General features: G+C 51.4%; 7 protein-coding genes. 1 reads left to right on the top strand and 6 read right to left on the bottom strand.

The window, feature by feature from the left end:
• Window positions 1-158: 158 nt before the first annotated feature.
• The 3 genes from ACP5PX_RS07165 to ACP5PX_RS07155 are packed head-to-tail and all read right to left on the bottom strand — an operon-like array spanning window position 159 to window position 3,144.
• Entirely contained in the window at window positions 159-392 is a 234-nt protein-coding gene (locus ACP5PX_RS07165) for a KEOPS complex subunit Pcc1 (protein ID WP_428085285.1), read from the bottom strand.
• Entirely contained in the window at window positions 389-1,738 is a 1,350-nt protein-coding gene (locus tag ACP5PX_RS07160; RefSeq protein ID WP_428085284.1) for a DHH family phosphoesterase, read from the bottom strand. Before ACP5PX_RS07160 ends, ACP5PX_RS07165 begins: the two co-directional genes overlap by 4 nt.
• Window positions 1,735-3,144: a DHH family phosphoesterase gene (locus ACP5PX_RS07155; RefSeq protein WP_428085283.1), complete on the bottom strand. Its 1,410-nt coding sequence runs from the start codon at window positions 3,142-3,144 to the stop codon at window positions 1,735-1,737. The genes ACP5PX_RS07160 and ACP5PX_RS07155 overlap by 4 nt, the downstream gene beginning before the upstream one ends.
• Before the next feature lie 86 nt (window positions 3,145-3,230).
• Between ACP5PX_RS07155 and ACP5PX_RS07150 the strand changes: the two genes are divergently transcribed.
• Window positions 3,231-3,602: a DUF2703 domain-containing protein gene (locus ACP5PX_RS07150; RefSeq protein WP_428085282.1), complete on the top strand. Its 372-nt coding sequence runs from the start codon at window positions 3,231-3,233 to the stop codon at window positions 3,600-3,602.
• 125 nt (window positions 3,603-3,727) lie between these two features.
• On the opposite strand, the gene ACP5PX_RS07145 is transcribed toward ACP5PX_RS07150, so the two are convergent.
• The 3 genes from ACP5PX_RS07145 to ACP5PX_RS07135 are packed head-to-tail and all read right to left on the bottom strand — an operon-like array spanning window position 3,728 to window position 5,386.
• Entirely contained in the window at window positions 3,728-4,147 is a 420-nt protein-coding gene (locus ACP5PX_RS07145; RefSeq protein WP_428085281.1) for a 30S ribosomal protein S15, read from the bottom strand.
• 4 nt (window positions 4,148-4,151) lie between these two features.
• Window positions 4,152-4,715, bottom strand: coding sequence for an XTP/dITP diphosphatase (locus tag ACP5PX_RS07140; protein ID WP_428085280.1), 564 nt, complete (start codon window positions 4,713-4,715; stop codon window positions 4,152-4,154).
• Complete coding sequence (locus ACP5PX_RS07135) at window positions 4,706-5,386, bottom strand: Kae1-associated kinase Bud32 (RefSeq protein ID WP_428085279.1); 681 nt, start codon at window positions 5,384-5,386, stop codon at window positions 4,706-4,708. Before ACP5PX_RS07135 ends, ACP5PX_RS07140 begins: the two co-directional genes overlap by 10 nt.
• Window positions 5,387-5,448: the final 62 nt, after the last annotated feature.

Genomic DNA, 5,448 nt, shown 5'->3' with positions numbered 1-5,448 from the left:
CCACCTCATCGGTCCAGCCCCTAGCCGCCAAAACATCGGCCTCAGGACAATTTTAAAAATTCAATGCAACACACCAGCAACGTGCCACCCTAGATAAACTTACTTTTAAGCGACGGATAAAAATTGCCAAACCTAATTCTTGTGGAAAGTATGTTTTCTCAAAACACGCTTTCCGCGGTTAGAGTACATGCCAGCAGATCGTCAAGCGTTGCCAGCAGTGTCTCCAGCTTGCCATCAAGCTCAACCGAACTGACCACCTTGCTGCCCCGGGCTACCGTCGAAACCCGAAGTCCCTCAGGGAGCCTCAGATTGTCCGGCGCCAGAGCCATGGCCACTGCTCTCGCCATCTTGCCATTTTTGTATTCGCAAATAACCTTGGCCTCCATTTTCATCCCATCACCCGAAAAGCAAAATGCCCTCCACCATCTGCTCGGATTTCTTGTTGGGACCATTCCTTTATCATCAAGAGAAGCTCTCGCATAACCGCATATATTGGCACCGACTTGCCCGAGAAGCACTCGGCCGCATCAGGGTGGACTCCGCCCTCAATTCCCGCACATCCTGGGTAGAGCCGTCGCAATCGATCCACCAGCTGGGCACAAATTAGGCTGCAATCGATTCTACCTCCCCCACCACGCATCGAGATTTGGACGCCGTTTTCCTTCGGGCAAAAGACCATGATCATCGTTGCCTCATGACCAAAAGCTCTCCTAAGCGGTTCCAGCTGCGTGGAAGCTACGTAAGGGAGAACTGCCGCGAACGGTGTAGATTGCATACGGGGAACCTCCCTAGCAAAAACTAGGTAAACTCCCACGCTTTTGATTTCACCTAAAAAAATTGGGCTTCGCACCCTGATTTCTAGGAGTTCCCAGTCAAGCTGAAAACTTTCCAAAATCCGCGAGATGGTTTTCCCGGCCGGCGCCATCGACAGAAAATCATCGAGATTTTTAATCATTATCAAATCATCCGCTGGCAATTCTTTGAGAAAATCGAAAACCAGCTCCGGCCCAGAAACACCGGAATTTAAAAACTCACCATAATAATGAGCCAGAGTCCCCACATGAAGCGCCTCGGCCATCTGGTTTGTGAGGGCAGTGCGCCTTCTGTCCACCACATCATACATCGTGGGGCGGCCTAGCCGTGTTTTGAAAAGATGGGGAAACTTCTTCATGGACCGCTCGATAAACGGACGAACAAATTCACCACACCTCTCTTCAACCGGATCAAACGCAAAGTCGGCCCTACAGCCGAGCAAGGCGGTAAGATCATCGAGTTCATCTGTGGGGCCGAATTGAGTGGCCAACATGTGACACAACAAGGAAGTAGCAGCAAGCGTGTGCGACTCCATTGCCGGATTGAAAACCGACGCCTTCTTTGGATTGCCGTCCGGTGCGTGGTGGTCGATTATTAGAACATTTTCTGCCTTTTCAAAGAAATCATCGTAGCTAGCAAAGGTTCCCTTGTCAGAAATCACGAGCAAATCAAACTTGCCCTTGATCAACTTGAGATCCTCTTCCAAAAGCTTGAACCTTTCGGGAAATTTTATCACAACTTTGGCCCCCAAACGTCGAAACATCCGATGTAAAATTAAAGCACTGGAAACACCGTCAACATCGTGATGGGAAAAAATTCCTACCTCCAGTCCACTGCGTTGACCAAGCTGCTTTAGCAACCCAACCGCTTCAGAAAAACCCGCATCCCTCTCCAGCAGAAATTTCAGTTGTTCACGATAGGTCATCTTCCCCACCCTGTCATCGCGCGGTCCAACTCGGCCACGAAATCTTCCAGACGATTTCGAGGAATTCGCGCTGCCGCTGAGACGTCATGACCACCACCGTAGCCCCCCACCGCGGCTGCCGCCCGCGAAATCGCCTGCCCCAGATTTACCCCGGCAGCTACTAAGGCCGGCGTTGCCCTGGCGGAGACCTTAACAAAACCATCAACCGTGTCCGCCATACCCACCACTGGCTGCTCAACTGGAATTAGCGCCGACTCAATCGCCAGCGAAATCATCTCACCAAGTATTGCTGAGTCAATGTCGTTCCCGGCGTAAATATATCGAAAGTTAGAAGCAAGTTTAAACGAAGCCAGCTTGTCAACCAGCCATTCCATCGCCCTGAGCATCTGCTCCTGATAGGCACCGAGCAGACCAAGCGCGTCCCTCTGATAGTTTCCATCTCCCGTCGCTAAGGCAAAGCCAATCTCAGGATTTCTCATGTTTCCGCAAGCATCGATTAAAGCAGCATATTCTCCCAACTCTTTGGGCCCGACCAGGTCATCAGTGGTAGCGGTCAAAATTGTTCCCCATAGGGTGTTTCGGAACTCCTCCCTGGACGCTTGAGCACCGACCTTGTAAACAATAGCTTCGGCCAGCTTTTTCTCTGCGTCACTCCCTAATTCTGAGATTAACCTTGAGTGGGATATTTCCAAACTGTCCACCAAGGAACGACACGACGACGGATTTCCTGACAGCCCTATGAGATAGGGTCTAACAGAAGTTCTCAAACATTCAACAACTGGGACTAAGCTGCGGCGGGTCAGCTTTAAACCCTCGCTCTCGCGTACCAGCCCCAGATCAACCGATCGCTTCAACAGCGTGTCATTGACCCCCGTAAAACCAAATGGCGACTCCTGCCTGTCCCCAATAGCGCCCACTATTGCCAGACCGAGTAACGATCTGAAGCGCAAGTCAAGCTGTTCCACCACCGAGAACGTGGCCCCGCTAGCGCTGACATCGATGGAACCGCTGAGCCCACAGGTGTGGGGGTTGAGAAAGGACAGTCTTGGGTGGTCTATCAAAGGACCAGGATGATGGTCAATTATGACGACCTCCTTACCCCGCGCCAGTAGGTGTTTGTTGATCACATCCATCTGGCCACTGCCTTGGTCCAGAAAGATGTAAAGGTCATGGCTTTCCGCCCCGAGCTGACCGATATCCTCTTCACTTGGTGGCCTGCCCAGCTTAACAGTAAAGGGGATATTGTAGGCGTAAAGGCACCTGGCCATTATCGCTGCTGAGGCTATTCCATCAGCATCTGTATGGGAGATAACCTTGACCCTTATTTTTCCGTCTAGCCTTGGTCTGAGAAAAGCTGCCACCTCTTCTGCATCCCTGCGAAACCTTTTGATTTCCGCCCTTCCCACCGGCAACCACCGACCTTCAGATTCATTTTTCTGGGATATGTAATAACACTTATTAAGAAATCGGCGCATAGCCTCACGGGGTTCTCATGAAAGTCCAAATTCTGTACACCATAGATTGTCCCTGGTGCATGAAGACAAAAAAGCTGGTCAGAGAAAGCTTGGCTGAAATCGGGGTCAAGGCAGAGGTGGAGGAAATCTTGATAGACACCGACAAGAAAGCGAGAAGATATCACTTTCAGGGTTCGCCGACAGTCAGGATAAATGGCAAGGATGTTCAAGAAGCTGTCTGCAAGGGGAGATGCCTGCCATGTGAGGAGCTGGCGGAACGTGTCAAGAGCACAACTGAATTCGTAAAAACACAATGTCACCTTGGCTGCAGGGTATACTTCTACCGGGGCAAACAGTATCCTTATCCCCCTAAGGGAATGATCAAAGCAGTGTTGAAAAAGTCCATCTAAATCCTACCGACTAATCAATGGTGCCCAACCATCCAATGGCCGCTGATTCCTTCAGTTGAAATTAAAGGCTCGCACCATTCAGAAGAAAGAGCGGGGCAAAATTCCTCTTATCTCTCTGGTACCACTTACCGGCGCACCAGCAGCGCCGCCCTCTCTCTGTCATATCTCCAGTCAGCCGGCAGGACTCCTTTCCGCTTGTAATATGTGGCTAGCTTGTTAACCCGAGCCTCAATTCTCTCCAGAGATCTCTTGGTCCGGAAATCCTTCGGGTTCCGACTGAGGTGGCCCGCGATTCTAACCGCGCTGCGGATAACGTTGGCCAAGTCCTCAGGAAGCTCCATTTTGATCCCATGCGCCTCCAGAATCTCCTTCACGCTCTTCCCAGTGAGCTTTTTGACGTCTGGCACCGCGTGCTGATCGCGTAGGATAATCCCGATTCTGCTCGGCGGGACTCCCTCCTTGCCTAGCTTGACCACTATCTCCTCCACTTCGCTGGCTGAAAGCTCTGTGCCCCTCAAGCCCATTCCGGTCTTTCTCGCCGCCATTTTCTCACCTTTTCAATTCTATGAACCAATTCAAAAACCTATCTACTGCGCGGGCCCTGTGGGAAAAAAGGTTCTTTTCCGATACCGGCATCTCGGCAAATGTCCGACCATCGCCTTCACGTGGGATAAAAATGGGGTCAAAGCCAAAACCGCCCTGACCCCTTACCTGCTCGGCTATCTCCCCTTCCACCCTGCCGACAAATACCATCGGTTCCCCACCGGGTTCACAGTATCCCACCGCCGATCTGAACTCGGCATCACGGTTGTTAACCCCAGACATCAGCTTAAGAATACCGGAATTGCCGAGCGTGCGGAAGACATAATTCGAATAAGGTCCCGGAAAGCCTTTCAGGGCCATCACGAACAAACCGGCATCCTCCACAAAGCAGGGGCACTTCAACTGCGCGCTGACTTCCTTGGCACTAGCGCGGGCTATCTCCTCAAGGTCATCCGCCTGAATTTCAACATAGCGCCATTTGTAGTGAACCACTTCTATGCCTCTCTTTACTGCCAGCTCACTGACCTCCTGGAATTTGTGTTGGTTGCTGGTCACAAAAGTTAATGCCATGCTCTCTCCTCCTTAGCTACATATCGTCCCCGGCTTTCGATTTCCTTAGCGCGATTAATTATCTCTTCCGCTCCCTTTCCGAACTCCGCCCGGTAGCCCGAGATAACGGCGGCATATGCTCGGGTGGCAATTCTGAAGTGGGTGCTCTGCAGCGCGCGTTTCAGCAGGTGGAGATCCACGCCTCGCTCTTCGGTCGACGAATCATGCCCACCCAAACCAAAATCAACGAAGTAAACTTTGCCATCTGATTTAAGGATCATGTTTGAGGTCGTAAGATCGCCATGGATAATGCCGGCCCGGTGCAGTTTAGCGATTTGTTTGCCGATGATGCGGCACACCTTCCGCATCTCAGCAGGCCCAAGTCTGTCCAAGACCTGCTTTACTTGAGCCCCTTCGATAAATTCCATGACGATCCTCATTCCAACTTTATCCACTTCATAAACAATCGGCGTCGGTACCCCGGCACGCTTGGCGTCCGAGAGCAGACCGGCCTCTAGAGCTGTCCTTGACTCTCGAAGCCTAAGATCCAAATCTTTGATGCGGTAGCGTTTGGGTATTCTGGTCTTCACGATCACCTTGCCCCCACCGGCCTGATGCAAGACCTTCGTGAAAGGTTCTAAATAGAGATTTGCCTCAGCTCCCTTCTTTATTAACATCAGCTTCGCCTCCATGTGATTTCAACTTCGTCCGTACGCCATCTCTGTCTGACCTTAGTGTTCCTGATGCTCTGCCT

The organism is Hadarchaeum sp. (SeqCode) (genome assembly GCF_049969415.1).
GTDB lineage: Archaea > Hadarchaeota > Hadarchaeia > Hadarchaeales > Hadarchaeaceae > Hadarchaeum.
Note: the sequence above shows the minus strand (reverse complement) of the source record. Positions and strands in the feature narration are given on the sequence as shown.